Origin of the sequence: Vibrio sp. B181a (genome assembly GCF_030248375.1) — a bacterium.
Classification (GTDB): Bacteria; Pseudomonadota; Gammaproteobacteria; order Enterobacterales; family Vibrionaceae; genus Vibrio; species Vibrio campbellii.
In genome coordinates, this window is record NZ_JAHGAD010000012.1 from 32,306 (window position 1) to 54,736 (window position 22,431).

Consider the following 22,431-nt stretch of genomic DNA (forward strand, 5'->3'; position numbering starts at 1 on the left):
CGCTTTCTGAACCGCTTAGATCTATCGATTCCATTCTACTTTGCTAGCACACAGTTCTTTTTTGTACTGTGTGCTCTCTGAGTATGACGCACATGATTGTGAGCGAGTTATACTCGCTATTCCTCAGACTGCTCAAGAGACGCAACCCAACGCAGGATCTCAGCGGTGGCTTCAATAAGATCGCCAGGAATGTACTGGTTTAACTGACCATCGGCATAAAGAGCACGTGCGAGTGGTACTTTTTGCATCACAGGGATGCCTTCTTCGTGGGCTATCGCGATCATACGTTTTGCCATCGCATCGGTTTCTTTAAGGGTTATCACAGGCAGCGGTGTTTCGCCCTTTTTGTAGTACAAACCAATCGCGATGTGGGTTGGGTTTGTGACCAACACATTCGAACGTTTAACGTTATCTCTTTGGTTCGAAGCTTGCAGCTCTTGGTGCAACTGACGACGCTTACTCTTGATTTCCGGGCTGCCTTCCATCTCTTTATATTCGCGTTTGACCTCGTCTTTAGTCATCTTCAGTTGCTTGGTGTGGTCGAATTTTTGGTATGCGTAATCGGCAGCTGCAATCACAATAAAGCCGACGGAAGAGATGATCATGAGTTGTTTCACCAATACGCCGGTGATGGTCGGTACACACTCTAATCCGCATGTCGGGATTTGCAGTAGCGTATTTAAGTTGCCCCGCAGAGTGACCCAAATAATGCAGGAAAGCAGCGACACTTTAAGAATCGATTTAATAAACTCAATGATGCTTTTTAGTGAGAAAATTCGTTTTGCCCCTTCGACAGGGTTGATCTTTTTGATATCTGGTTTGACGGATTCACCACTAAACAGCAAGCCGAATTGCCCCATGTTCGACATGATGGCGATCAATGCCGCCACGATCAGGATTGGTGCCAGCAAGTAAACCATTTCTTTTGCGATGGCGATGGCTACGTCAAGCAACGCATCCTGAAACCCTTGATAAGCCAGCTCACTCGGCAACAAAAGTAGGGCAGAGATGTGCGACATATAGTAGTCAGCAAAGGCAAATAAGACGGCAATTAGGGCTAGTATTAACGCCGACGAGACGACTTCCTGACTTTTAGCGACTTGCCCTTTTTGCCGGGCATCCCGAAGTTTTTTCGGGGTGGGGAGTTCTGTTTTTTCTCCGCTCATTGCTCTTCCTGTCTGTTATTACCAAATGGTATTGAGCTGTTCTCTGAACAGTACGATGTCAGAGAAAAGGGCTTGAAAGTGGTCCATCATCAATGCCAAATAAACAATCAATAGCACGCTGGCAATGGCACTTTTGATCGGCATGGCTAAAGAGAAAACGTTCAGCTGTGGGGCGAATCGGCTAATCAGCGCGAGTCCAAACTCGGCAAGGAACATGGCTAAAACCAAAGGCGCAGACATCAAAACGCCAAGCCACATAAGTTGCTCGAACTGAGCGTAGAAAAAGCGCACCCATTCCTCAGTGACGGTTGGGAAAAAACTAATCACAGGCCACGACGAATAGCTGTTAAACAGCGCATAAATAAAAGCGACAAAGCCACCACCGGAGAAGAACAAGGTGATCAGGGTTTGAGTCAATAGCACAGCCGTTGGCGTTGACTGGGAGCCGAGAGTGGGGTTAAACATACTTGCCATCGCAGCACCACGTTGGTTATCCACTAGAAACCCTGCCGCCTCAATAGCCCAAAAAGGGATTGCTGCAACAAAGCCAATCAGCATACCCAATAGTACCTCTTTGCCTAAGATGACCATCAACCAAATCCCGTCCGTTTCTGCGGGCAGGTCTTGTTGGTTGATCATTGGGAAGATAAACAGCGCAAGCGAACACAAAACACCATTTCTCACCAAGGTGCCACCTAGCGTTTGTTTGTTTAAGATCGGCAAAAATATAAAGCAAGCCATTAACCTAGGGAGCGTCAAGCTGTATAGGAACAGGGCTTGGTGCAAATCATCGTAACTCATCGTATTTGCGGGATTTTATCCAAGGTCAAGGTAGCAAATGAATGCAGTTCGGCGCCCAGCCATTGTGTGGTAACAAATAGGGTTATGATGACGGCGATCAGTTTGACGACAAAGCCTAACGTCTGTTCTTGTACTTGTGTTAGCGCTTGGACGAGAGAGACCAAGGTACCGACCAGTGCCGCAACCAAAATCGGCGGCAGCGACAAGAACAGAACAAGCGTTAGAGCCTGAGTGGTAAAGTGGATGATTTCAGCCGGATTCATGCTTCTCTCCTCATTATCCGTAACTGAGCACTAGGCCATGGGTCAACTTGGTCCAACCGTCTAGCAACACAAAGAGCAGCAGTTTGAATGGCAGTGAGATGGTCATTGGCGAGACCATCATCATGCCCATGGCCAGCAAGATGTTGGATACGATCAGATCGATAGCGATGAATGGCAGGTACAACAGGAAGCCAATCTCAAACGCTCTCGTTAGCTCACTCACGGTAAAGGCGGGGAGCAACAACAATAAGCTGTCTGACTCCAAACGGTCGACGTACTTTTGTGGCCACAAGGTTCTTGCTGCATCGGTAAAAAAGACCGATTCAGTTTCACGGATGTGCTTTTTCAAAAACTCACGGTACGGCTGCAATCCGCTCTCAATCAGTCCTTCGATACTCTCGGAATCTTCTAGGGATATTTCATGCTGCGTCACGTAGTCATAGGTTTCAAAACCCACTGGTGCCATGATGAAGATCGACAGAATGATCGCCAATCCGTACAAGGCCATATTGGGTGGAATTTGTTGTACACCTAATGCGTTTCTTAGCAGAGAGAAAACCACGGCCAGTTTAACGAAGGAGGTCGCCATCATTGCAATGAAAGGAATCAAAGCAAGAAGGGCGAGTGTAACGATGAGGTTCAGTTCATCAGGTAACTGGATCATGCTGGCTCCTGACTGCCGCCAAACAGTTCGAGAACGCGGACACCCAAGCGTTCATTAATGTTCACTAGTTCGCATTCACCAATGATTTTGCCGTTTGCTCGCATGGTGACTGGGTTAGAAATTGGCTGGTTAAGCTCAAAGGTAAAACCCGGTTGCAGCGCGTTAAGCTGTTCCAAAGTAATGGTTTGCTGACCAACATCGAAAGTCAGTTCAATTGGCAATTGCTGGTGGTCGGTCAGTGCTTCAGAGCTGTTGATATCGTTCATATTGGTTTCTTTTTCTTGGATATGGAGTGTCGTATTGTCGAGTTGGCATCGCCAAAGGTTGTGATTGGAGACCTGAAGCAGCACTTGGTGTTGCGCGATGTAGCAATCGTCAAAAAACACCACGTCGCCCAGTTCAAGCTGCTCAAATTGACTGAGTGCCAAACGTGTTTTGCCAAAGCTCAACCAGAAGGGCAGTGCGATGTTTTGGCTCAGGTAAGAGGGTGCTTGTGGCAGAGTGTCAATCAACACATCCCGACCTTCATGGACCCACAGGCTAAGAGAGACATCATCGCGATTGATGGTGAGCATCAACACGTTTTCTTCTGATGCGGGCTGCTCATGAACTTGCAGCTTGCTTAATACCGGAAGTTGTCCAAATAAGCGCTTAATCATGTCGGTGTAGGGCTCAATTTGGCTACTGAGCAACGCCAATTGCAAAGAGTTTGGCAGTGATTCAAATGCCGTCGAGTCAAGAATGCCATGCAACCATTGCTGTAATTGCGCACCGCTGAAATCGATTTGAATGGTTTGTCCACCAATGAGTAGTGTTAAACGGTAGCCAGAAAACTCCGGCTTTTGGCCAAGCGTGACCGATAAGCTATTGCTCTGACTATCTTGAAAGTGACACTGTTTTGCGCACAGTTGATTACTTAGCGCAATGCTTGAAGGCTCGACCTTTGGGAAATCTAATATCATCATTCGTCCTCAGGCTTCCATTCATCGTAAATGCTGCGTTGTTGTCGCGAGCGTTGTTGGTCTTGTTGTTGGTTCATCTGTTCGCTGACTGCGATCCGAATCGGTTGGTCGATGCCTAAACGTTGCAGACGCTCGGTCAACTCTTGCTTAGCCGTCTGGTTGATCAGCGAAAGAGCATGCTCTTGCTTAATCAGCACGCTGTAGCCAGAACTGTCTTGCTTGATGGAGATCTCGCCACCTTTTAATTGGCCTTCATTCAGAAGCAGGCGAACTTCTTTTTCGTTTGCTGAAGGAAGAGACACGTAGATCTTGTCGACCAACTTATTAATCAATTCGTTTACGTCTTGAGCTCTGTTCTGGGGCGCGTGTGTCTCTACGTTTTTCAGGATGATGTCGCCTTGCGCTGTTGATTGGCTTAGGTTGGCCATCGGGTGAAGCTTAGCGTCCGACTCTGAACTTGGATGACGCAGTTCGATGTGCTTCACTGCTTTAACCTTCTCTTCAAGCGCGGACAATGCGGCTTTCGAGTCGACAATTTTCGAGTCCACAATAGCAGCAGCGTCTTTTGCCGCAGGGTCGAGTTTATGAGCTGCTGCATCTAACTTATGCAGTTGGCCTTGCAGCACACTCTGCACGGTTGATGGCTCAGTTTTGTTCCGTAGATTGGTTTTGTTACGCAGATTAGCTTGGTCAGTCTGAATCGGTAATACCTGATCCTTTAGAGCGTTAGGCAAGCTGGTCATCGGTATTTTAGGATCACGAGACGAACCATTATCTAATGGTGCCGTGCTTGCCGAGCTGACTTGCTTATTGTTCGAGTCTTTTTCTGCCGCAGAGTTAGAACCCAACGGCTGTGATTTATCCGTTTCTTTACTTCCTACCGACTGCTCGATTAGAGAGTTTGGCTTTACGGGTTTTGCAGTATCTGAATGTGGCTCTTTCGCAGGGCGCTCTGAAGTCTCGCTATAGCTCTCTTCGTTTTTATCTTTGTTGTCCAATACCTGCAGGGTCTCTCTTTCTGAGAGATTGTGACTTGGCTTTTCTGGGGGCAAACCAGCGTCTGACTTCTCATTAGCAGGTTGATCTTTTAAGTTTTCAGGGTGCTCTTGGCCACCCTCGAGCTGCTCTTTCCCCGCCTCAGGAATAGCACTGCTGGCCTTGCCTTTGTGCTTCATGCTATCGAGCTTGTCTGCGTTCAATACAGCAGCGAATAAACGAGAAGTCTCTGACTCATGTTCGCTTTCTGCTTGCGTTGGCTTAAGCGCATTATTAAAGCGAGATTCAAGCTCTTCTGAGACTTGGTTGACCGGCCTCTGTTGAACCTGCTGCGGACGTTCAGTTGTGTTTGGATGATCGTTTTTGACTCGCATCTTTACCTTCTATGAAACAACAACGCTGCGGAACTCTTCTTGTTCGAGCTCTTCTTGATACTGCACTTGGCGTGCTTGCTCAGCGATTTCTTGTTCGTTTAATTGAATGAATTTTTCTTTGGTTTTATGGGCGGCCAGAGCTTCTTGCTTTCTTTCCTTGAGTCGCTGGTTCTCTTGTTCTAATGCCTTTTTTTCTTCTGCGGCTCGTTGTTTTAAATCGGCCTCTCTTTCCCTTAACAGTGCGATTTCTTGCCGCAATATTTCAAGTTCTTTTAGAATGACGGTTTTCTGTTTGGCTTTTGCAAAGCGCCGTTCTTCTTCCTCTTCGCGCCATTGACGATAATCAACGACAGACTGTTCCGCCTTTCGGAGTGAGGCTCGTGCGTTATTGACTCGATACTCTTGTTGCTGAACCGCGCGATCGGCACGGTCGGCACGAATTTTTTTTATCTCTAGCAATTGCTCGATCATAAGCCTGCAAGCCCACGTAGCTGTGTGACGGTCTCTTCGAGTTCACTTGGCTCGTGCGTGCCTTGGCGTAAGAACGCTCGGATATCATCTCCCTGTGCGATGGCCATATCCGCGCGACTGTCGGCGCCGTGTTGGTACTCACCAATTTTTATCAGCAGTTCGACTTCTTCATATTTGGCCAGCATTTCACGCATGTGAGCCGCGGACGCTTGATGAGTTTTATCGACGATTTGATTCATCAGACGGCTGGCCGAGCGAAGCACATCAATGGCTGGATAGTGGTTCATCGCCGCCAGTTTGCGAGAAAGAATGATGTGACCATCGAGTATCGAACGGGTCTCATCGGCCACTGGCTCAGTCATATCGTCACCTTCCACAAGTACGGTATACAGCGCGGTGATGGAGCCTTTGTCTGATTGGCCTGCACGTTCCATCAGTTTTGGTAGTGCGGCAAAAACAGAAGGCGGATAGCCTCGTCGTGTTGGTGGCTCGCCAGCTGCCAAGCCGATTTCACGTTGAGCTCGGGCAAAACGCGTCACCGAATCCATCAGCAGCAGAACACGCTTACCTTGGTCGCGGAAGTACTCCGCGATGGAAGTCGCCACGAACGCCGCTTTGGCACGTTCCATTGCTGGCCTGTCTGAGGTTGCGACAACAAGTACTGACCTTGCCATGCCTTCTTCGCCAAGGTCGTGTTCGATAAATTCTCTTACTTCACGGCCCCTTTCACCGATGAGGGCAAGCACGGTTACATCGACATCGGCAGAGCGAATAAGCTTGGCGAGCAGGGTACTTTTACCTCCGCCAGCCGCAGCAAAAATGCCCATCCTTTGTCCTTCACCACAGGTGAGCAATCCGTCGATAGAACGCACGCCCATCGAAATCGGCTTTTCAATCAGTTTTCTCTGCATTGGTGGCGGCGCATCACGATAAACCGGATACCAAGCGCTCGGTTCAGTGCTTTGAGAACCATCGAATGGGCGGCCCAGGCCATCGAGAATCTTCCCTAATAGATGATCGCCAACGCCGACTTCGTGCATTTTTCCAAGCGGGCTCACTTCGGTATTGGAGGAAATACCAAACATGTTGCCAAGTGGGGTGAGCAACGCATGGTGTTGCTGAAAACCCACCACTTCCGCAAGCAGCGACAAGGTTTGATCGGGATTTCGTAGCTCACAAAGCTCGCCGACACGAACACCAGGCACAACGGCTTTGATGATGGTGCCAGTCACTTGAGTCACGCGACCGCGGATTTGGATCAAACGCGTTTGCTTGATGGCCGATTGTTGAGTTTCGGTGATGTATGAGAAGTCGTTCAATTTAAGAAAACATGCGCAATAACTGATGCTGGGAGAATAGAAAGGATGGCGCCGTATTTATAGTGACTATTGGTCGGGAGTTTTTAGAAAACTTAAAACGCCCTAAAAAAACACGTCTGATTTTGACAGCCGATTAAAAATGCAATTCCTATAATTCGCTCATATTGTAGGAAGGAGTGCAAATCAATGAGCACTATCAATAGCCAAATTTTAACGGGCAACAAATTTGACGCGCCAATTCGAAGTAACCTTGAGTCTTCCCGCACGGGAGCCTCGGTCAATGGTAATTATCGAGGTGAAACTGTCCGCGTACACAATGCAACTCAGTCGTTGTTTGATGCAATGGAAGAGCTGACGGCGTTAGGTTCAGAAAAAGCAGAAAAAGATCTCACGAAACGCAAAGTGAAAGACGGCAGTATTCGCGTGAATGAAGCGCATGAGCTGGTTTCTGATTACCTAAGAAAAGTGCCTGATCTTGAGAAGAACCAAAAGATCAAAGACCTTGCTACCAAAATGGCAAGCGGCAACTTATCAACGATTGCTCAGTTACAGGCGTATCTCAACGGATTCTCTGAAGAGAAGAGCCATCAGTACCTCGCGCTGCAAGCAGTGAAAAAGTTCCTTGGCGCCAATCCAGAAAGTAAGAACTTATTGGCGCTGATAGACCAAGCCATTCTGACCTTTGAGCAGAATCCGGACTCTTGGGCTCAGATTGATACTGAAATTCGTGTTTCAAGCTTCGCGGATGAATACAGCCAAGAGCAAGGCTTTAGCAGTTTGCACCAATTGCGTGGTTTCTATCGCGACACGGTACATAGCTACCAAGGTTTAGGCTCAGCATATAAGGATGTGGTTGAGCGTTTTGGTGCAAAAGAGGTCTCCACGGCGGTCGACTTTATGTTGCAGGGCATGAGCGCAGATTTGAGCGTTCAAGGTAGCAATATTGACTCCGTTAAGCTTCAGCTTCTGATGTCCGATATGCAAAAACTTAAGACGTTGAATACGCTTCAAGACCAAGTTAGCAACCTCTACCAGATGTTCAAACCTCAGCAGGCAAACTATGGCTTATCAAGTTACTGATTTGATGTCAGACGTCATCGCTTTGGTTGAACAGCGTTGGGTGGGAAGTGCCGAGATATGGAATCTAGCGAACGCCATGGAGTTGGCGTCCACGGAGCGAAAAATCAGCTTTTTTAGGGAACTGCACAAACTGATTCGCCATATTCCAATTGATGTGTTTAACGATGAAGAACAGCGACAAAACCTAATACAAGCTGTGCAAAAAGCGCTTGATGAAGCGATTGATTTAGAAGAAGAGGAAATGTGGGACGATGAACTGGATTGATGCGTCAGTGGATGATTTTTGCCGAGGAATGGGGCTTGAAGCGGTGGACTTCTCGTCCGCAGGACGTGTTCAACTGAGCTTTGAGCAAAGCGGCACTCTGCATATCGAGAAGCATCAGGACTGCCTGTTTCTTATGCTGGCGAAACCGCTGCCTTGGCACCAGTCGAATGAGCCGATTAAAAAGGCGTTGAGTTTTTGCCATGCAGGTCAAGGTTGGCCATTCCTTATTAAGACCGGGTTACTGGATGAACAGACACTGGTCTTCTCTGCACAAATTGAAGGGGATGAAGTGACCTTGCCAACCATCGAGCAAGCGTTCGCTCTACTGGTTCGTTTACATAAAGATGTGGCGGATTCATGAGTCGTATTAGTACGTTAAACGTTGGTATTGAAGGCTTTACTCACGTTTCGCTTGAGCAAGTTGAAAACGACTTCCCACAGCGTTTTCAACTGTTGCCTGATGGTCAAGCCATCGCGACGCACCTAGAGAAGCTGTACGAGCTTCGTCCCTCTGAGCAGTACTTGATGTCACTGGCCAAGCCAAAGTTGACGCATTCGGAGCTACTTCGCCCAGACAAATACCGTCAACAGTTTGATACCACTCAGCAGCGGCTTCAGGAATTGGCGCAGAAAAATGGTTCGCATGCGCTCAATCAGGCACTGGAAACACTGCAAAGTACCCAATTAGACCAACGTTATCTCACCATGGCGTTGAATCTACTGATTCAGGTTTAAGCCCCATGTTGCAAACGAAAGACGTGGAGCTGTTGCTTATCCACGCTGCACTCCAAGTTCAATATCAAAAGCCGGAACAAGCGATTACCTTGCTTGATGCACTGCTGGAAATCGAACCTCAGCATCAAGAAGCTCGCCAAACATTAGCAGTAGCATGCCTGAATTCAGGTCGATACACACGTTCAATCGACCTGTGTGAAAGCTTATTGAAAACCGAACATTCAAATAAAGCCGGTTTGTGGTTTTGCCTAAGCCAAGCTCGCTGGAAACAACAGGATGTTGAAGGTGCCCGCCACGCACATCGACGTTATCTACAATCTCTAAATAGTGAATCAAATGAATAAGTTGATCGATATTCTAAACAAAGCCGGACAGCGTAAAGACATCATGCTTGCCGTGATGCTACTTGCGATCGTCTTTATGATGATCTTGCCTCTACCGACGGCACTAGTGGACGTTTTGATCGGTACCAACATGAGTATTGCGGTCGTCTTATTGATGTTGGCTATCTACATCACCACACCGCTAGAATTCTCTGCATTCCCTGCCGTGCTTTTGATCACTACTTTGTTTCGCTTGTCGCTTTCTATTACGACAACGCGCCTTATCCTGCTGCAAGGCGATGCAGGTCAGATCGTATACACCTTTGGTAACTTCGTGGTCGGCGGTAACTTGGTGGTCGGTATTGTTGTTTTCCTGATCATCACCATTGTTCAATTTATGGTGATCACCAAAGGCTCTGAAAGGGTTGCGGAAGTCAGCGCTCGATTCTCTCTTGATGCGATGCCGGGTAAGCAGATGAGTATCGACGGCGATATGCGCGCTGGGGTTATTGATGTTCATGAGGCGCGTCACCGCCGTTCATTGATAGAAAAAGAAAGCCAAATGTATGGCTCGATGGACGGTGCGATGAAGTTCGTGAAAGGCGACTCAATCGCGGGCCTGATTATCATCGTGGTAAACATTCTCGGTGGTGTCACCATCGGTGTGACTCAAAAGGGGATGTCAGCCTCTGAGGCACTTGAGCTGTTTGCGATCCTGACCGTCGGTGATGGTCTGGTGTCGCAGATCCCGGCACTGTTTATCGCTATCACGGCCGGCATCATCGTTACCCGAGTTTCAAACGAGGACTCTTCTGACTTAGGCTCAGATATTGGTGGTCAGGTAACTGCTCAGCCAAGAGCTTTGTTAGTTGGTGGCGTTCTGCTCATCTTGTTTGCTCTTATTCCGGGCTTCCCGAAGGTTACCTTCCTGATTCTTGCCGCGATTGTTGGCGGTGGTGGCTTCTTCTTGTTTTACCAACAGAAAAAACAAAGCGAATCCGACAGTTCTGACTTGCCTAGCTTTGTCGCCCAAGGTGCTGGTTCGCCAGCGGCTAAGCCTAATAAAGCGACGCCATCTCGCAACAGCAAAGGCAAGCTGGGTGAGCAAGAAGAGTTTGCGATGACAGTACCGCTGCTCATCGACTTAGATTCTCGCTTACAAGAGAGTTTAGAAGCCGTGGCTCTGAACGATGAGCTTGCACGAGTCAGGCGCGCGCTTTATCTCGATCTCGGTGTGCCGTTCCCCGGTATTCACTTACGCTTCAACGAAGGAATGAGTAACGGCGAGTACTTGATTCAATTGCAAGAAGTGCCAGTAGCTCGCGGACGAATTGAAAGCGAAAAACTGTTGGTGACCGAAGGTAATGAACAGATTGATTTACTGGGCGTACCTTACGAAAAAGACGACGACTTTCTGCCGGGTATTACGAGCATTTGGGTTGCTCAAAGTCATCACGAAAAACTGCAAAACAGTCACGTGGGCTTTTTAACCCCCGATCGCATTCTGACTTATCACTTGTCTCACGTTTTGAAAGAGTACGCGCAAGACTTTATCGGTATTCAAGAGACCCGCTATCTGCTTGAGCAAATGGAAGGCAGTTATTCCGAGCTAGTAAAAGAAGCGCAACGTATTGTGCCTTTGCAAAAGATGACGGAAATCCTGCAGCGTTTGGTTTCTGAAGACATTTCTATTCGTAATTTACGAGTGATTTTAGAAGCCATGGTTGAGTGGGGCCAGAAAGAGAAAGACGTGGTACAGCTGACGGAATATATCCGTTCAAGCTTGAAACGCTATATCTGTTACAAGTACGCCAGTGGTCAAAACATGCTGCCAGCCTATCTGTTGGATCAGAGTTTGGAGGATACGATCCGTAACGGCATTCGTCAGACTTCTGCGGGCAGTTACTTGGCGCTTGACCCTTCTGTCACTCAGCAATTTGTCAGCGACGTTAAGCAAACCATTGGTGATTTAAGCCGTATGCCAAATAAGCCTGTGCTGGTGGTGTCGATGGACGTGCGTCGTTACGTACGCAAACTGATTGAATCTGAATACTACGAGTTGCCGGTTTTATCGTTCCAAGAGCTGACGCAACAAATCAATATTCAACCGCTTGGCAGGGTAGGTATGTGATGGAATGCCTTCTCACTCAGTCTCTAGTGGCGTCAGGTTTCGAAGTGACGCCCTACTTTTGGCAGAAAAGTACCATCTTACTTGGTCATCGTTATGAATGTGATGGGATGGAGCTGGTCTTCCGTGTCGAAGAGGGCGAAATCATCATCGTATTACTGCGAAGAATCAGCCCAAACCAAGGCCTAAGCAACCCTTTCTCCGCGCTATTTATGCTCGCAGAACATGCCATCCGCTTGTACCCGCCCGACTGGGCTATTCGTGGCAACGTTGATGTATTGCGAGGTAGCAACATGAGCAGCCAGCGGTTAGCACAATTCTACTTACGAGCCTGCGGCGCGAGCCATGATGAACAAGAAGATTGGTACTTCTTGCGCCTCAGTGATTACCGCCCACTTAAAAAGAGAAAAAAGTAAAAACTCTCGACTGTTACTGACAGCATCCCAGAGATGCTTCGCTTTAAGATAGGACCCAAGATGAAGCAACCCTTTACTGAAACCATTGAAAACTCAGAACTTGCTATTCGCAATGCAGAAGACAGGACTGACGTATTCAATGAACTACTCGAAGGATTAGGCGTTGGTCCGGTAGCAGGCAACATTCTGCTCGATGGGTTAAATGCTTCGCCTCAATTGATGAAACAAGCAGAGCATGAGCTGCTTGAAGAAGTACAACGCCGCAGACAACAACAGCATCAGCCACAAGCCGCGAGCACCAAAGGCACTAGGCGCAAGCGACCGACCATGATGCGTGGCATGGTGATCTAGAGGTTTTTACATGACGGATATGACAACCACGAACTCCATTACCGGAGTTCTCAATACAACAGCCAATCGTGATTCTCAGATCGCATTCCAGCAGAGTTTGGTTAAGACCCTTTCTCCCATTCTAAGCGATGCCCATATCGACCCGAATCAATTAGAGTCATTGATTCGCCAATTACCCATGGTCGTTGGGCGTACGGAACAAGAAAGCTTGGATCTTTATGCCGATTCATTGGACACCTTGTTAAAGAAGCAAGATGCCTTTACCGGGACTGCTGCCGCTGAGACCGCTGCGCATTGGATGCAGTCACTGCAACACCACGCGTTGAATGGTCAGATCGCACCTAAAGAAGTGGAGATGGGCGTTAATACTACGCTCGCACATCAATTCCAATCTTGGTTTAGCACACAGCTAAAAGACAAGGTCGACAGCTCGCTTCCGACCGATTTTGTCGCTAATTTCCGTTTGGGAAACCAGAGTAACCAAGCACTGCAAATTGAGGCTTTAGATACGAGTGCTCTTAAAGCAGCAACGGCAGAGATTAGCTCGTTTGTAAATGCACTGGCAGTGCAGATGAGTACGAGTGAGGTTCGTGAGAGTGCTATTCCGTTCTTGCGAAATGCCTTTGCTAATCTTGGCTCGGTCAACCTTAATGAGATTAAGAATTCAGACTACTTCTTAACAGAAGAAAGCTTTAGAGCTGCTGTTACCGCTCAACTTGTTGCCTCTTTCAATAGCATTGGGATCACTATCAGCACCGCTGATGCACAGGCCTTGGCGAACAAGATTGCTTGGATTCCAGGCATGTCTAAGCAGGAACTTACTGATGCGCTAAATAGCTTAGCGACACAAGTAAAAGGACAGTTTGAAAATGCTTACGGCGCAGGTGGTGTTACTCAACTTCAAACCATCCTTGATGCCGAGATCGCGAGAATAAAATCGGATCCCAGTGCGATCACCTTATCGAGTTTGTTCTCCAATATAGCCATTGCGCTTATCAACACTCAGATCGATGCGTTCTATCACGGCTTGCTCGATGTTCAGGTCACTCAAACAACACCGGAGCAACTTGAGCGGATTAAACAAAACACCGCACAAGATATCCGACTCCTTTTCGACAAAATAGTCGCAGGCCAAGACATCGGGACGGATTTCATTGCACGTCATCAAAAAATGATGGAGAACCTAGAAAAACTCAATGATCGTTTGGGCAAAATCACACCAGAGGAAATTAGCAGTAAAGAAGTGAATGCTGAGCACGCATTGACCGCTATTGACCTACTGTCGGTGATTGAATCTAGTATCGGTGACCGCTTTGATGAACGCGTCTTGTTTGCTCTAAACGAGCGCCGAGTCGACCGCCTTGAAAAGCGTAACGAGCAAAAAGAACAACTCGAAGATCTAACGATCCAATTGAAAGTGTTTAGTGTTGTTCAGTCAAAAATACACTCGACCCAAAGTGTTGATGGCACTTACAAGCCGGGTGACGCAGCGAATAACTTTAAAGCCAGCGATTTTGGCTACGACAACGATGCGGCGTTTAAGGCTTCTCCTGAATACAAATACTTAAAAGACAACAACATCACTAACCATAAAGACTTTTTAGTAAAGCAGGGAATGGAAGTTGGAAGCGACTCTTTCAAAGGGGACAAGCTGTCTAATTTCTCCAGTTCTGTCACCGCAGAATCTAAAGTGCTCAACGATGAAGTGCAGATTAAAACGACCGAGTTAAACGACACCAGTTCTCAGTACAACGCCACCGTTGAAGCGATGAACAAATTTGTTCAGAAGTACCACAGTATTTTACAAGAAATCCTACGAGCCCTTTAAGGATAAATAACCATGACTACACAAAACGCGCCAACTGACCCATCTCAAATGCAAGCAGAGGAACTCCTTTCATTTTTGGAAGAGGGGGGCACGCTAAAAATGCTGCACGATGTATCAGCAGACACCATCGAGCACATTTACGCGGTTGGATACAACTTTTTCCAGTCAGGAAAAATAGAGCAGGCCGCTAAGGTATTTCAGCTGCTTAGTATGCTTGATCACTATCAAGCGCGATTTTTCATTGGTTTGGGTGCGGCTCGTCAGGAACTGGGTGAGTACCTGCAGGCGCTTGACGCCTACAGCTACGCTGCGCTTGTGGACGTAAATGATCCACGCCCACCTTTCCACTCTGCAGAATGTCACCTCAAGCTTGAGCAACTGACGGAAGCAGAGAGTGGGTTTTATAGCGCGAAGGAGATGTCTGCTGGGAAATCAGAGTATGCAGACTTGCATCAACGAGCAGGCATCATGTTAGAAGCGGTGAGAAACAAAAGGAGTAACTAGAATATGAATTCTATTGCACTTGACCGCATTCAGAATCAGGTATACACGCCTGATTCTGACCAAACTACGTTAAATAAGGTTAACAAGACCGCTGCTCATGCATCGCCGTCAGTAACCGTTGAAAACGTAAAAGGTAAAGATGCTGAAGCATTGAACACCGGTAAGGTAAAAGTTCAGCTTGATGCACCAAATGCCGCAGTCAGCGATAAGGTGAATGACCTTACGCTTAAAGCCATGGAACAGCTACAAAAAATCGTAGACTCGATTGCCAAGGTTTTACACGCGGTTGCCGACAGTACGGGCTCGCTAGCAGTGAAAATCATCTCAGGTTATGCAGATGATTTTGAAGTTGAACTGGCTGCTATCACAGACAAACTGAAAAGCGCTCAAAACGAGCTCAAAATTCAGGAAGTGAAGGTAGCGAAAGCGAAGCACGAACAAGAAATGGCAGAAAACCTAGAGAAGATCAAAGAGTCTGAAGCGGCAGCGAAAGAAGCACAAAAATCGGGCTTAGCTTCCAAGATCTTCGGTTGGGTTAGCGCTGTGGTTTCTATTGTCGTTGGTGCCATCATGGTGGCGACGGGTGTTGGTGCGGCAGCTGGCGCATTAATGATCGCAGGCGGCGTGATGGGCGCAATCAATATGACTCTGCAAGAGCCTGCTGTTCAAGAGGCGATGAAAGAGGCCGGTATTAACGTCGATATACTTAATAAAGTCGTCATGGCGTTAGAGATTGCGACTGCTGTCATTGGCGCTGTAGTCACATTTGGTGGTGCAGCTGCGAGTGGTGTGGCGAAGTTAGCGGCGAAAAGTGCAAGCTCAATTGCGCAAAAAGTCACTGATATCGCAACCAAAGCGGCGACAAACATGGCGAAAATTGCCGATATGGGTTCTAAAGCGGCGACAACCACCGCGAAGGCAATCCGTTACGGTGCTGAGACCGTCGACCTTACCGTCAACGTAGGTAAGGGGACCACGGACAGTATTCATGCCGCGAACAATGCGCATGTAACTGAAATCCAAGCTGACATTACAGATTTAAGGGCGAAGATGACGCTTAGCCAAGCGGTGATCGACAAACTTAAAGAAGAAATCGCTAAGCTGATGGAAGATTTCCAAGAGCTAATGAGTGTCATCATGCAGATGATTCAGGCGAAAGGCGAAACGATGCAAGCGGTAATGAGTCGTCCAGCGACGGTTTAAGGAGCAACTATGTTAGATAAAATTAGTAATACTGGACGCGCTGACCTTTACGGTTTGGGTGAACTAGGCAAAACAACTCAGACAGAGAAAACGTCTGAGACTAAAACCGAAGCTGCTGCTATCCGTAGCAGCAATGATAGTGCAGTAACGGGTGCGAAGAACTACCAATTAGATGGGCCAAAAGCGCCTGCGATTGGCGATCAAGCGCGTGTGGTAGAAAAGCTGATGAGCGCGTTGGCTCCAACCGTAAATCTATTAATGCAAACCACAGAAAAAGCACTGAATGGTGAGCAAGTGGTTAAGTCACCATCGGATACCATTTCGCAATCACTGTCTCTGATTACTCTGCTTTACCAAGTGTCTAAGTTAAGCCGTGAGCAACAGGTTCTGCAACGTGAAATTGCCGTTGAAGCAAACGTTGCAAGTATCAAGAGCCAAGCGGAAGAGTTGAACAACTCTGCTAAAGCGATGATCGCGATGGCGGTAGTATCAGGCGTATTGGCTGGTGTGACTGCTATTATCGGTGCCGTGGGTTCTTTCAAAGCGGGTAAAGAAATCAAGGCAGAAGTTGCGGGCAACAATGTATTGAAGACGCAAAAAGCAGGCTTTGATCAAGTTGAAGAGTTAATGGGCAATACTAACTTGTCGAAAACTCAGCAAGATCAAGTGAGACGTGCTCATGCGTTCGCAAAAGATAGCATTACTGACACGACAAATACTTTGGCTAGCGGTGGTCGCAAGTTCGACAAGATGATGGGCGCAAACCAATCGAAGAACGCGGTACTGCAGGGACTTGGCCAAATGGCGAATTCAGCTGCAAATGTAGAGCAAACGAAAGCTCAAGCTCGAAGCAAAGAGGATGAGGTATTAGCAACTCGTGCTCAAGCAGACAAACAGAGAGCCGATGAAAACATTGGCTTCCAAGAAGGTTTGCTAAAAGAGCTGCGTGAGCTTTTCCGCTCTATCGCTGATAGTCAAAACCAAGCATGGCGTGCCTCTATCCCTACGGTATAGGTTTGCTATCAATCATCAAGGCGCTGGGAATACAGCGCCTTTTTTAACAGTTGATGAGGCGAATGATTCAGAGCGCTTTAACCATAAAGAGACAAGGTGTTCCTTCTCCCCAAAAATCTTCGATTTCTTCTAGGGGGTAAAAGCCCAATGCTGTGTAAAAGTGTCTCGTTTTTTCATAGTTCGGATCATTAGCAGAAGCACCTAATGTTTTGACTTGTAACAGCTTCACGGACTTTGCTTTCAACTCTTTTTCAATCGCTTGAAATAAAAGCAGGCCAATACCTTGGCGGTGGTGATCTTTATGCACTGCAAGCACGTGCAGCTCCGCAGAGTCAGCGTTGTGGTAGTTCACAGAGAAAAAACCAACCAGGTTATTACCATCCCAAGTTGTATAAGTGTCTAAGGCGTCGATCTCGGCGACATACTCCATCAAAGCGTCTTCGCGGCCAAACCATTCAGGAAGTGTTCTCAATACGCATTCACACGCCTTTCCCAATCCTTTTTCAGCTCTTCTCTGTGTTAGCTGAGCTTTAACATCCATGTATTAACACCATTCCTTTGGAGTTCAATGTCACTAATTACACGCGCTCAATCAAGCCGAATTTCTTGAAAAAATCGGATAGGTCGAGTGTCGCTAGATCTTTAAATTCACCAGCGTCATAGAAGCGACCTTTACACGTAGGACAGCTTTCAAACCAGATATGAGGCTGTTTTGGATCGACCAATCGAAGCAGTTGATTGTTTGGGCATACAGGGCAATCGATACGATCAATCGCATTGAAGGCTTTTCCGATTTCTTCGTCACCTGAATCAATCACATCAGCTAACGGCTTCATCGCTTCCACTTCGTAGGCATCGATCCATAAGCCTTTACATTCAGTGCAGCGTTCAACATCGCCTAGCGGAGTTTGCAGTTGTTCAAAGTCAGAATTGCATTTTGGGCATTGCATTTTGTTTTTCCTTTTTATTTTCTAAAGAGAAGTGAGCCTAGTACTCCCAGCTTTCTTTGACGACAAATCAAAATACGACATCTCTCGTGCCATACGTTTTGAATCTTTTTAAGTTGTTGATATTGTTTTCTTAGCAATGACCTGTCCATGATTGCTTGAGCCTAACTAGCAGCGTTCATCGGTGATGAATTCTTTTTAGAGAGCTTCTATCTCCGTTAAATGTCACGCTTTTGAATGAATCCGTTTGTTCATAAACTCATTGCTTATTTGAATGTGTTAAAAGGTATTGAAAAGTTATTTGAATTGAAAGGGTTGGCACGTCGAAGTGAGACGAGTAACCGCACAATCCTATAAATGTGAAAGGTCAAGGAGGTGGCTAAGAGTGAAGATTGGTGTAGTTCAGATGAGGATGGGTTGGACGGTCCGAGAAAATCTAAAAACAATCGTGTCTCATGTTGAGAATATGAGGGCGTTAGATGCTCTGGTTTTCCCTGAACTCAGCCTTAGCGGTTTCCATCGCAACATCAAACGGGAATCGGAGCCTCAAACTATTTATCACGCTATTCAGACGTTATGCGAGCTTGCTTTCGATTACAAGACCACGCTTTTTATTGGTGCGCCGTTAACGGAAGGCGAGCGTATATTTAACAGCTATCTATGTATCGATGTTAATGGTGACGTCGTGGCGCAATGGAATAAAGTAGGGCTAACGGAAAGTGAGGCCAAGTTCTTTTCAAGAGGCGAAAGACGTGAACTGCTTAACTTGGCGCAATCATCAATAACGAGTGTCATGTGTCGAGAGGTTGATGACATCGAATGGTTTTTATCTGAGGTACAAGAACAAGCCAGTTTGATCCTTTGGCCCAGCTACATCGGTCAACAATCGCAAGAGCAGCAAACGCAGGGCTACTACGAGCGAGCATCTCTTATTGCAAAAGAAGCGGGCGCCTTCGTCGTGCAATGCAATTGGCCTCATGCCTTGAATGACCCAAATTTGAGAGGGATGGGAGGGAGTCACATTTATGATGATTCTGGCAAATGTATATACACAATGCCCCTCGATAAAGAGTCAGTCTGTATCTTGGATTTGAACCAAGGAACGGTAGAGCTTTTGAAAGCGGGATTAAAATCACTGAGTGAGTCGTAATTCTCAGTAATAAGGGCAAAGGAGGACGAAATGAAACTTGCTCAATTGAATATTGCTTTAGCGAAGTACCCACTCGATGCACCAGAGATAAAGGATTTCGTCGATAATCTCGACTTGGTGAACGGCATAGCGGAACAGAGTGAAGGCTTTGTTTGGCGACTCAAAGACGAATCCGGCGATGCCACCAATATTAAGCTATTCGATGACCCAAATATGATCATCAATATGTCGGTGTGGGATAACGTGGATACGCTGAAGAATTTTATGTTCCAAACCCATCATCGTGATTTCATGCGTCGTAAGGGGGAATGGTTTCATCGTTTAGTCGAAGATACCTATGTGCTTTGGTGGATTGAGGATAATCATACCCCAACAGCAGACGAGGCTTTAGCTCGTCTACAGTACCTTCGTGAAAACGGTGATACACCATATGCATTTACCTTTAAAGCTAACTTTACGTCTAATGATTTGTAAATCCGTCCACCAGTTAACAAGGATTCTAGTTAAGTTGCTCGAATAATACTTATCTGCTTTCGGGATATTATTGGTTCCGTGTTTAACTGAAATCAGTAAAGGTCGAATTTGGTTTAATAGGTAAATGGTAAAGTATCGATGGACATGTAATGCATGTGGCTTCGGAAATGCGGCAGAGGCGACTCATTGCAGTGAGTGTGGGTGTGTCGCAACTGCTAGTGCTGAGGAAATTGAAAGAGTTAAAGACCCAAAAAAATATTATCGCCAGCGAGTATTGACGGATTACAGGGGACGTATTCAAGGACTTTTATTGGTTCCAATGCTCTTTGTGTGGGTTGTCCAAGGAGAAAAAGGCATCCTTGGTTGGTTAGCTCTCATATACTTTCCAGTTTGGATTTATTGGAATCGAGACATTGCCTCTCATTTGTATAGCACTGGGTGGGCTCGATATACTGCCACTATCTATAGCCTCATGTATCTTGGAATAGCCATTTTCTTCCCGCCTACTTTTGAGTTTTTATTTTTGGAACAAAAAGGTTTGCTCTTGTGGCTTATGATAAGTCAGTTTTACATTTTCTTTTTAAGTAAGTCAGGTAAGGCCTTGTATCTAAAGTACTATCGAGAGGTAGGTAAATCGGTAGAAAATCTGAAGGCGCGTACTTAAATAAGGGGTAAAGGGAAAGTCATCACCGTCATTTCTTTATGTATTGGTATTTAGTTCGCTAAATATTTTATCAATGAAATAATACGATATATTAGATTGGTAAACTCTTACTTGTCTTTATTAATTATACGCTTTTAGTGTTATACATTAAGTTATAGTTAATATAACTTTTTGTTTTAATTTTATCTTTGTTAATTTCCTGTCCAATTTGGAAAGGTGATATTTCCTTGTTTGTTTTAACTTCTCTATATCATTATATCGATAAAGCTTGAGTAATCATTTTTACTCAAGTTATTAGAAAGACACTATTTCAATAATAGAGTAAGAGAGGTTAGTTATGAAAAGGCTGATAATCCTAGGTCTTGCAGTTTGCTTTGGTAACGCAGCAGTTGCTGGTGAAGGCACATACACGGGTACGATCGATATGACTATGCCGCAGGGCAATCAAGTAAAGTATGAGCGTGTGCTTGACTCTAATATCAAGTTAAAAGGGCGGAATGAAGCTCGTGCTGGTGGCTTAGTCACTAAGAGCCAAGTGGATGAGTCTCAGCCTATAGAGTTGAGAGGCCGTAGCTAAGCACTCAATATTAATTCTGACACGGTGGACGTATTGAATATATCCGCCGTCAATTTCTATATAAACAATGCTGTTCTGAAACATGGGTAGTGAGTCTCCTTTTCCTTTTTAAATATTTATTGATTCACTCAACCAAGAACCATTATAGAAATAATATTATGAAGATAAATAAATCTACTCTCACGCTCGCGATGGTGGCCGCCACATCATCAGTAGCAGCCCATGCGGCTTCTAAACCTAATATGCTAGTTATATTTGGGGACGATGTCGGTTATGGCAATATTTCTGCTTATAACCAAGGTATGTTGGGTTATGAGACACCAAATATCGACCGCATTGCACAAGAAGGGGCACTGTTTACAACTTACTATGCTCAACAGTCGTGCACTGCGGGTCGCAGCACTTTCATCACCGGTCAAATGCCGGCTCGCACTGGCTTAACGAAAGTTGGTCTGCCGGGCGCCGCGCAAGGCATGCAGATGCAAGACATCACCATGGCGACAGCTTTAAAAGACATGGGGTATGCAACGGGCCAGTTTGGGAAAAACCACTTGGGCGACAAAGACGATATGTTGCCAACCAATCATGGTTTTGATGAGTTCATGGGTAACTTGTATCACTTAAACGCAGAAGAAGAGCCCGAGAATCCTGATTACCCGAAAGATCCCGAGTTTCGTAAAAACTTTGGCCCGCGTGGCGTTATCCACTCTTATGCCGATGGCAAAATTGAAGACACAGGGCCACTCACGCGCAAACGCATGGAAACGGTCGATGAAGAGACCCTTGATGCTGCGATGAACTTTATGGAGCGTCAGGTCAAAGCGGATAAGCCATTCTTCTTGTGGTACAACGCAACGCGCATGCACATCAGTACTCACGTTAAAGCCGAGCACCGTACAACTGGGCTTGGGGAATACGCAGATGGTATGGTTGAGCACGACAACATGGTAGGTGATTTGCTCGATAAGCTTGATGACTTGAAGATAGCGGACAACACCATTGTTATTTACACCACAGATAATGGCCCAATGAATGCGACATGGCCTGACGCGGCATTCAGTCCGTTCCGTGGTGAGAAGAACACGGGTTGGGAAGGAGGCTTCCGCGTACCTGCAATGATTCGCTGGCCTGGTCATATTCAGCCAAATACCAAGCTGAATGATATGTTCGCAAGTGAAGACTGGTTCCCAACGCTACTATCTATTGCAGGTAATGACACCATTAAGCAAGACCTGTTAAAAGGATACAAGTCTTCCTCGGCAGACCAGACTTACAAAAACCATCTTGATGGTTACAACCAAGTTGATTTTATTACGGGCAAAACAGACCAATCAGCCCGTGACGAGTTCTTCTATTGGTCTGACGATGGCGAGCTTCTAGCGATGCGTGACAAACGCTTCAAGATGCACTTTAAGATCCAAGAACATGAAGGTTGGGAAGTGTGGACCAAAGAATTGACGAATCTGCGCCTTCCTATGATTTTCGATCTTCAAGTCGATCCACTTGAGAAAGGCGATCAAGGTTTTGGTTACAAGAAGTGGCAATTTGAGCACGTGTTCTTGTTAGTCCCAGCTCAGCAGAAAGTCGCTGAAATGTTGAAGTCATTTAAAGAGTTCCCTCCAAGACAAGACATTCCAAGCTTCTCCGTCGATAAAGTCATGGAGCAAATGACCAACCTGCGTAAGCTCGAACAAGCCAAAAGCTGATTAAAAAACAAAAGTTAACTAAGAAGAATAAGCCAGAGTTTTCACTCTGG

27 protein-coding genes are annotated in these 22,431 nt (G+C 46.4%); 17 read left to right on the forward strand and 10 right to left on the reverse strand.

Annotated features, from left to right (window positions below):
- Positions 1–116: 116 nt before the first annotated feature.
- The 8 genes from sctU to vscN are packed head-to-tail and all read right to left on the reverse strand — an operon-like array spanning position 117 to position 7,016.
- Positions 117–1,166, reverse strand: coding sequence for a type III secretion system export apparatus subunit SctU (gene sctU, locus KIO97_RS06340; protein ID WP_005426254.1), 1,050 nt, complete (start codon positions 1,164–1,166; stop codon positions 117–119).
- An 18-nt stretch (positions 1,167–1,184) separates the two neighbouring features.
- Positions 1,185–1,967 (reverse strand): type III secretion system export apparatus subunit SctT, encoded by a 783-nt coding sequence (sctT, locus tag KIO97_RS06345; RefSeq protein ID WP_005426270.1) that lies wholly within the window; start codon positions 1,965–1,967, stop codon positions 1,185–1,187.
- Entirely contained in the window at positions 1,964–2,230 is a 267-nt protein-coding gene (gene vscS, locus KIO97_RS06350) for a SctS family type III secretion system export apparatus subunit VscS (protein ID WP_005426136.1), read from the reverse strand. The genes sctT and vscS overlap by 4 nt, the downstream gene beginning before the upstream one ends.
- 13 nt (positions 2,231–2,243) lie before the next feature.
- Positions 2,244–2,894 carry a SctR family type III secretion system export apparatus subunit VscR gene (vscR, locus tag KIO97_RS06355; RefSeq protein WP_005426130.1) on the reverse strand — a complete coding sequence of 217 codons (651 nt, stop codon included), beginning with the start codon at positions 2,892–2,894 and terminating at the stop codon, positions 2,244–2,246.
- The gene (sctQ, locus tag KIO97_RS06360) at positions 2,891–3,856 is read right to left on the reverse strand and encodes a type III secretion system cytoplasmic ring protein SctQ (RefSeq protein WP_005426297.1); all 966 of its coding nucleotides are present in this window, start codon (positions 3,854–3,856) and stop codon (positions 2,891–2,893) included. Before sctQ ends, vscR begins: the two co-directional genes overlap by 4 nt.
- Positions 3,856–5,226 (reverse strand): type III secretion system needle length determinant, encoded by a 1,371-nt coding sequence (locus KIO97_RS06365; RefSeq protein WP_285381555.1) that lies wholly within the window; start codon positions 5,224–5,226, stop codon positions 3,856–3,858. Before KIO97_RS06365 ends, sctQ begins: the two co-directional genes overlap by 1 nt.
- 9 nt (positions 5,227–5,235) lie before the next feature.
- Complete coding sequence (locus KIO97_RS06370) at positions 5,236–5,697, reverse strand: YscO family type III secretion system apparatus protein (protein WP_285381557.1); 462 nt, start codon at positions 5,695–5,697, stop codon at positions 5,236–5,238.
- The gene (gene vscN, locus KIO97_RS06375; protein WP_285381559.1) at positions 5,694–7,016 is read right to left on the reverse strand and encodes a SctN family type III secretion system ATPase VscN; all 1,323 of its coding nucleotides are present in this window, start codon (positions 7,014–7,016) and stop codon (positions 5,694–5,696) included. Before vscN ends, KIO97_RS06370 begins: the two co-directional genes overlap by 4 nt.
- 186 nt (positions 7,017–7,202) lie before the next feature.
- Between vscN and sctW the strand changes: the two genes are divergently transcribed.
- Genes sctW through vopD form a run of 12 tightly spaced genes read left to right on the forward strand, consistent with a single transcriptional unit; the run spans position 7,203 to position 16,863 of the window.
- Positions 7,203–8,096 (forward strand): type III secretion system gatekeeper subunit SctW, encoded by an 894-nt coding sequence (sctW, locus tag KIO97_RS06380; protein ID WP_012127547.1) that lies wholly within the window; start codon positions 7,203–7,205, stop codon positions 8,094–8,096.
- Positions 8,077–8,361, forward strand: coding sequence for a TyeA family type III secretion system gatekeeper subunit (locus KIO97_RS06385; protein WP_285381561.1), 285 nt, complete (start codon positions 8,077–8,079; stop codon positions 8,359–8,361). The genes sctW and KIO97_RS06385 overlap by 20 nt, the downstream gene beginning before the upstream one ends.
- Positions 8,348–8,722: a type III secretion chaperone SycN gene (sycN, locus tag KIO97_RS06390; protein ID WP_005426085.1), complete on the forward strand. Its 375-nt coding sequence runs from the start codon at positions 8,348–8,350 to the stop codon at positions 8,720–8,722. Before KIO97_RS06385 ends, sycN begins: the two co-directional genes overlap by 14 nt.
- On the forward strand, positions 8,719–9,096 hold the full coding sequence (gene vscX, locus KIO97_RS06395; RefSeq protein WP_005426245.1) for a type III secretion system protein VscX: 378 nt from the start codon (positions 8,719–8,721) through the stop codon (positions 9,094–9,096). The genes sycN and vscX overlap by 4 nt, the downstream gene beginning before the upstream one ends.
- A 5-nt stretch (positions 9,097–9,101) precedes the next feature.
- A complete protein-coding gene (vscY, locus tag KIO97_RS06400) occupies positions 9,102–9,440 on the forward strand; it encodes a type III secretion system chaperone VscY (protein WP_285381563.1) in 339 nt (112 codons plus the stop codon).
- Entirely contained in the window at positions 9,424–11,550 is a 2,127-nt protein-coding gene (vcrD, locus tag KIO97_RS06405; protein ID WP_285381565.1) for a SctV family type III secretion system export apparatus subunit VcrD, read from the forward strand. Before vscY ends, vcrD begins: the two co-directional genes overlap by 17 nt.
- Entirely contained in the window at positions 11,550–11,963 is a 414-nt protein-coding gene (locus tag KIO97_RS06410; RefSeq protein WP_285381567.1) for an LcrR family type III secretion system chaperone, read from the forward strand. Before vcrD ends, KIO97_RS06410 begins: the two co-directional genes overlap by 1 nt.
- A 60-nt stretch (positions 11,964–12,023) precedes the next feature.
- Positions 12,024–12,314 carry an LcrG family type III secretion system chaperone gene (locus tag KIO97_RS06415; protein WP_005426293.1) on the forward strand — a complete coding sequence of 97 codons (291 nt, stop codon included), beginning with the start codon at positions 12,024–12,026 and terminating at the stop codon, positions 12,312–12,314.
- A 10-nt stretch (positions 12,315–12,324) separates the two neighbouring features.
- A complete protein-coding gene (locus KIO97_RS06420) occupies positions 12,325–14,142 on the forward strand; it encodes a virulence-associated V antigen (protein WP_285381569.1) in 1,818 nt (605 codons plus the stop codon).
- Between the two features lie 12 nt (positions 14,143–14,154).
- Positions 14,155–14,646: a SycD/LcrH family type III secretion system chaperone VcrH gene (vcrH, locus tag KIO97_RS06425; RefSeq protein ID WP_005426175.1), complete on the forward strand. Its 492-nt coding sequence runs from the start codon at positions 14,155–14,157 to the stop codon at positions 14,644–14,646.
- Between the two features lie 3 nt (positions 14,647–14,649).
- A complete protein-coding gene (gene vopB, locus KIO97_RS06430; RefSeq protein ID WP_005426168.1) occupies positions 14,650–15,849 on the forward strand; it encodes a type III secretion system translocon subunit VopB in 1,200 nt (399 codons plus the stop codon).
- A 9-nt stretch (positions 15,850–15,858) separates the two neighbouring features.
- A complete protein-coding gene (vopD, locus tag KIO97_RS06435) occupies positions 15,859–16,863 on the forward strand; it encodes a type III secretion system translocon subunit VopD (RefSeq protein ID WP_005426184.1) in 1,005 nt (334 codons plus the stop codon).
- Positions 16,864–16,930: 67 nt separating this feature from the next.
- Here vopD and KIO97_RS06440 read toward each other — a convergent pair whose 3' ends face one another.
- Positions 16,931–17,404 (reverse strand): GNAT family N-acetyltransferase, encoded by a 474-nt coding sequence (locus KIO97_RS06440; protein ID WP_285381572.1) that lies wholly within the window; start codon positions 17,402–17,404, stop codon positions 16,931–16,933.
- 37 nt (positions 17,405–17,441) lie between these two features.
- On the reverse strand, positions 17,442–17,813 hold the full coding sequence (locus KIO97_RS06445; RefSeq protein ID WP_050906477.1) for a zf-TFIIB domain-containing protein: 372 nt from the start codon (positions 17,811–17,813) through the stop codon (positions 17,442–17,444).
- Between the two features lie 382 nt (positions 17,814–18,195).
- Between KIO97_RS06445 and KIO97_RS06450 the strand changes: the two genes are divergently transcribed.
- The 5 genes from KIO97_RS06450 (at position 18,196) to KIO97_RS06470 (ending at position 22,381) form a co-directional block, all read left to right on the forward strand.
- Positions 18,196–18,960: a carbon-nitrogen hydrolase family protein gene (locus KIO97_RS06450; protein ID WP_285381574.1), complete on the forward strand. Its 765-nt coding sequence runs from the start codon at positions 18,196–18,198 to the stop codon at positions 18,958–18,960.
- Between the two features lie 30 nt (positions 18,961–18,990).
- Positions 18,991–19,434 (forward strand): DUF3291 domain-containing protein, encoded by a 444-nt coding sequence (locus KIO97_RS06455; protein WP_285381576.1) that lies wholly within the window; start codon positions 18,991–18,993, stop codon positions 19,432–19,434.
- 124 nt (positions 19,435–19,558) lie between these two features.
- Complete coding sequence (locus tag KIO97_RS06460; RefSeq protein WP_285381578.1) at positions 19,559–20,098, forward strand: Ran-binding zinc finger domain-containing protein; 540 nt, start codon at positions 19,559–19,561, stop codon at positions 20,096–20,098.
- Between the two features lie 337 nt (positions 20,099–20,435).
- Positions 20,436–20,675: a hypothetical protein gene (locus KIO97_RS06465; protein ID WP_045377997.1), complete on the forward strand. Its 240-nt coding sequence runs from the start codon at positions 20,436–20,438 to the stop codon at positions 20,673–20,675.
- Between the two features lie 158 nt (positions 20,676–20,833).
- A complete protein-coding gene (locus KIO97_RS06470; protein ID WP_162092633.1) occupies positions 20,834–22,381 on the forward strand; it encodes an arylsulfatase in 1,548 nt (515 codons plus the stop codon).
- The last annotated feature ends 50 nt before the right edge of the window (positions 22,382–22,431 follow it).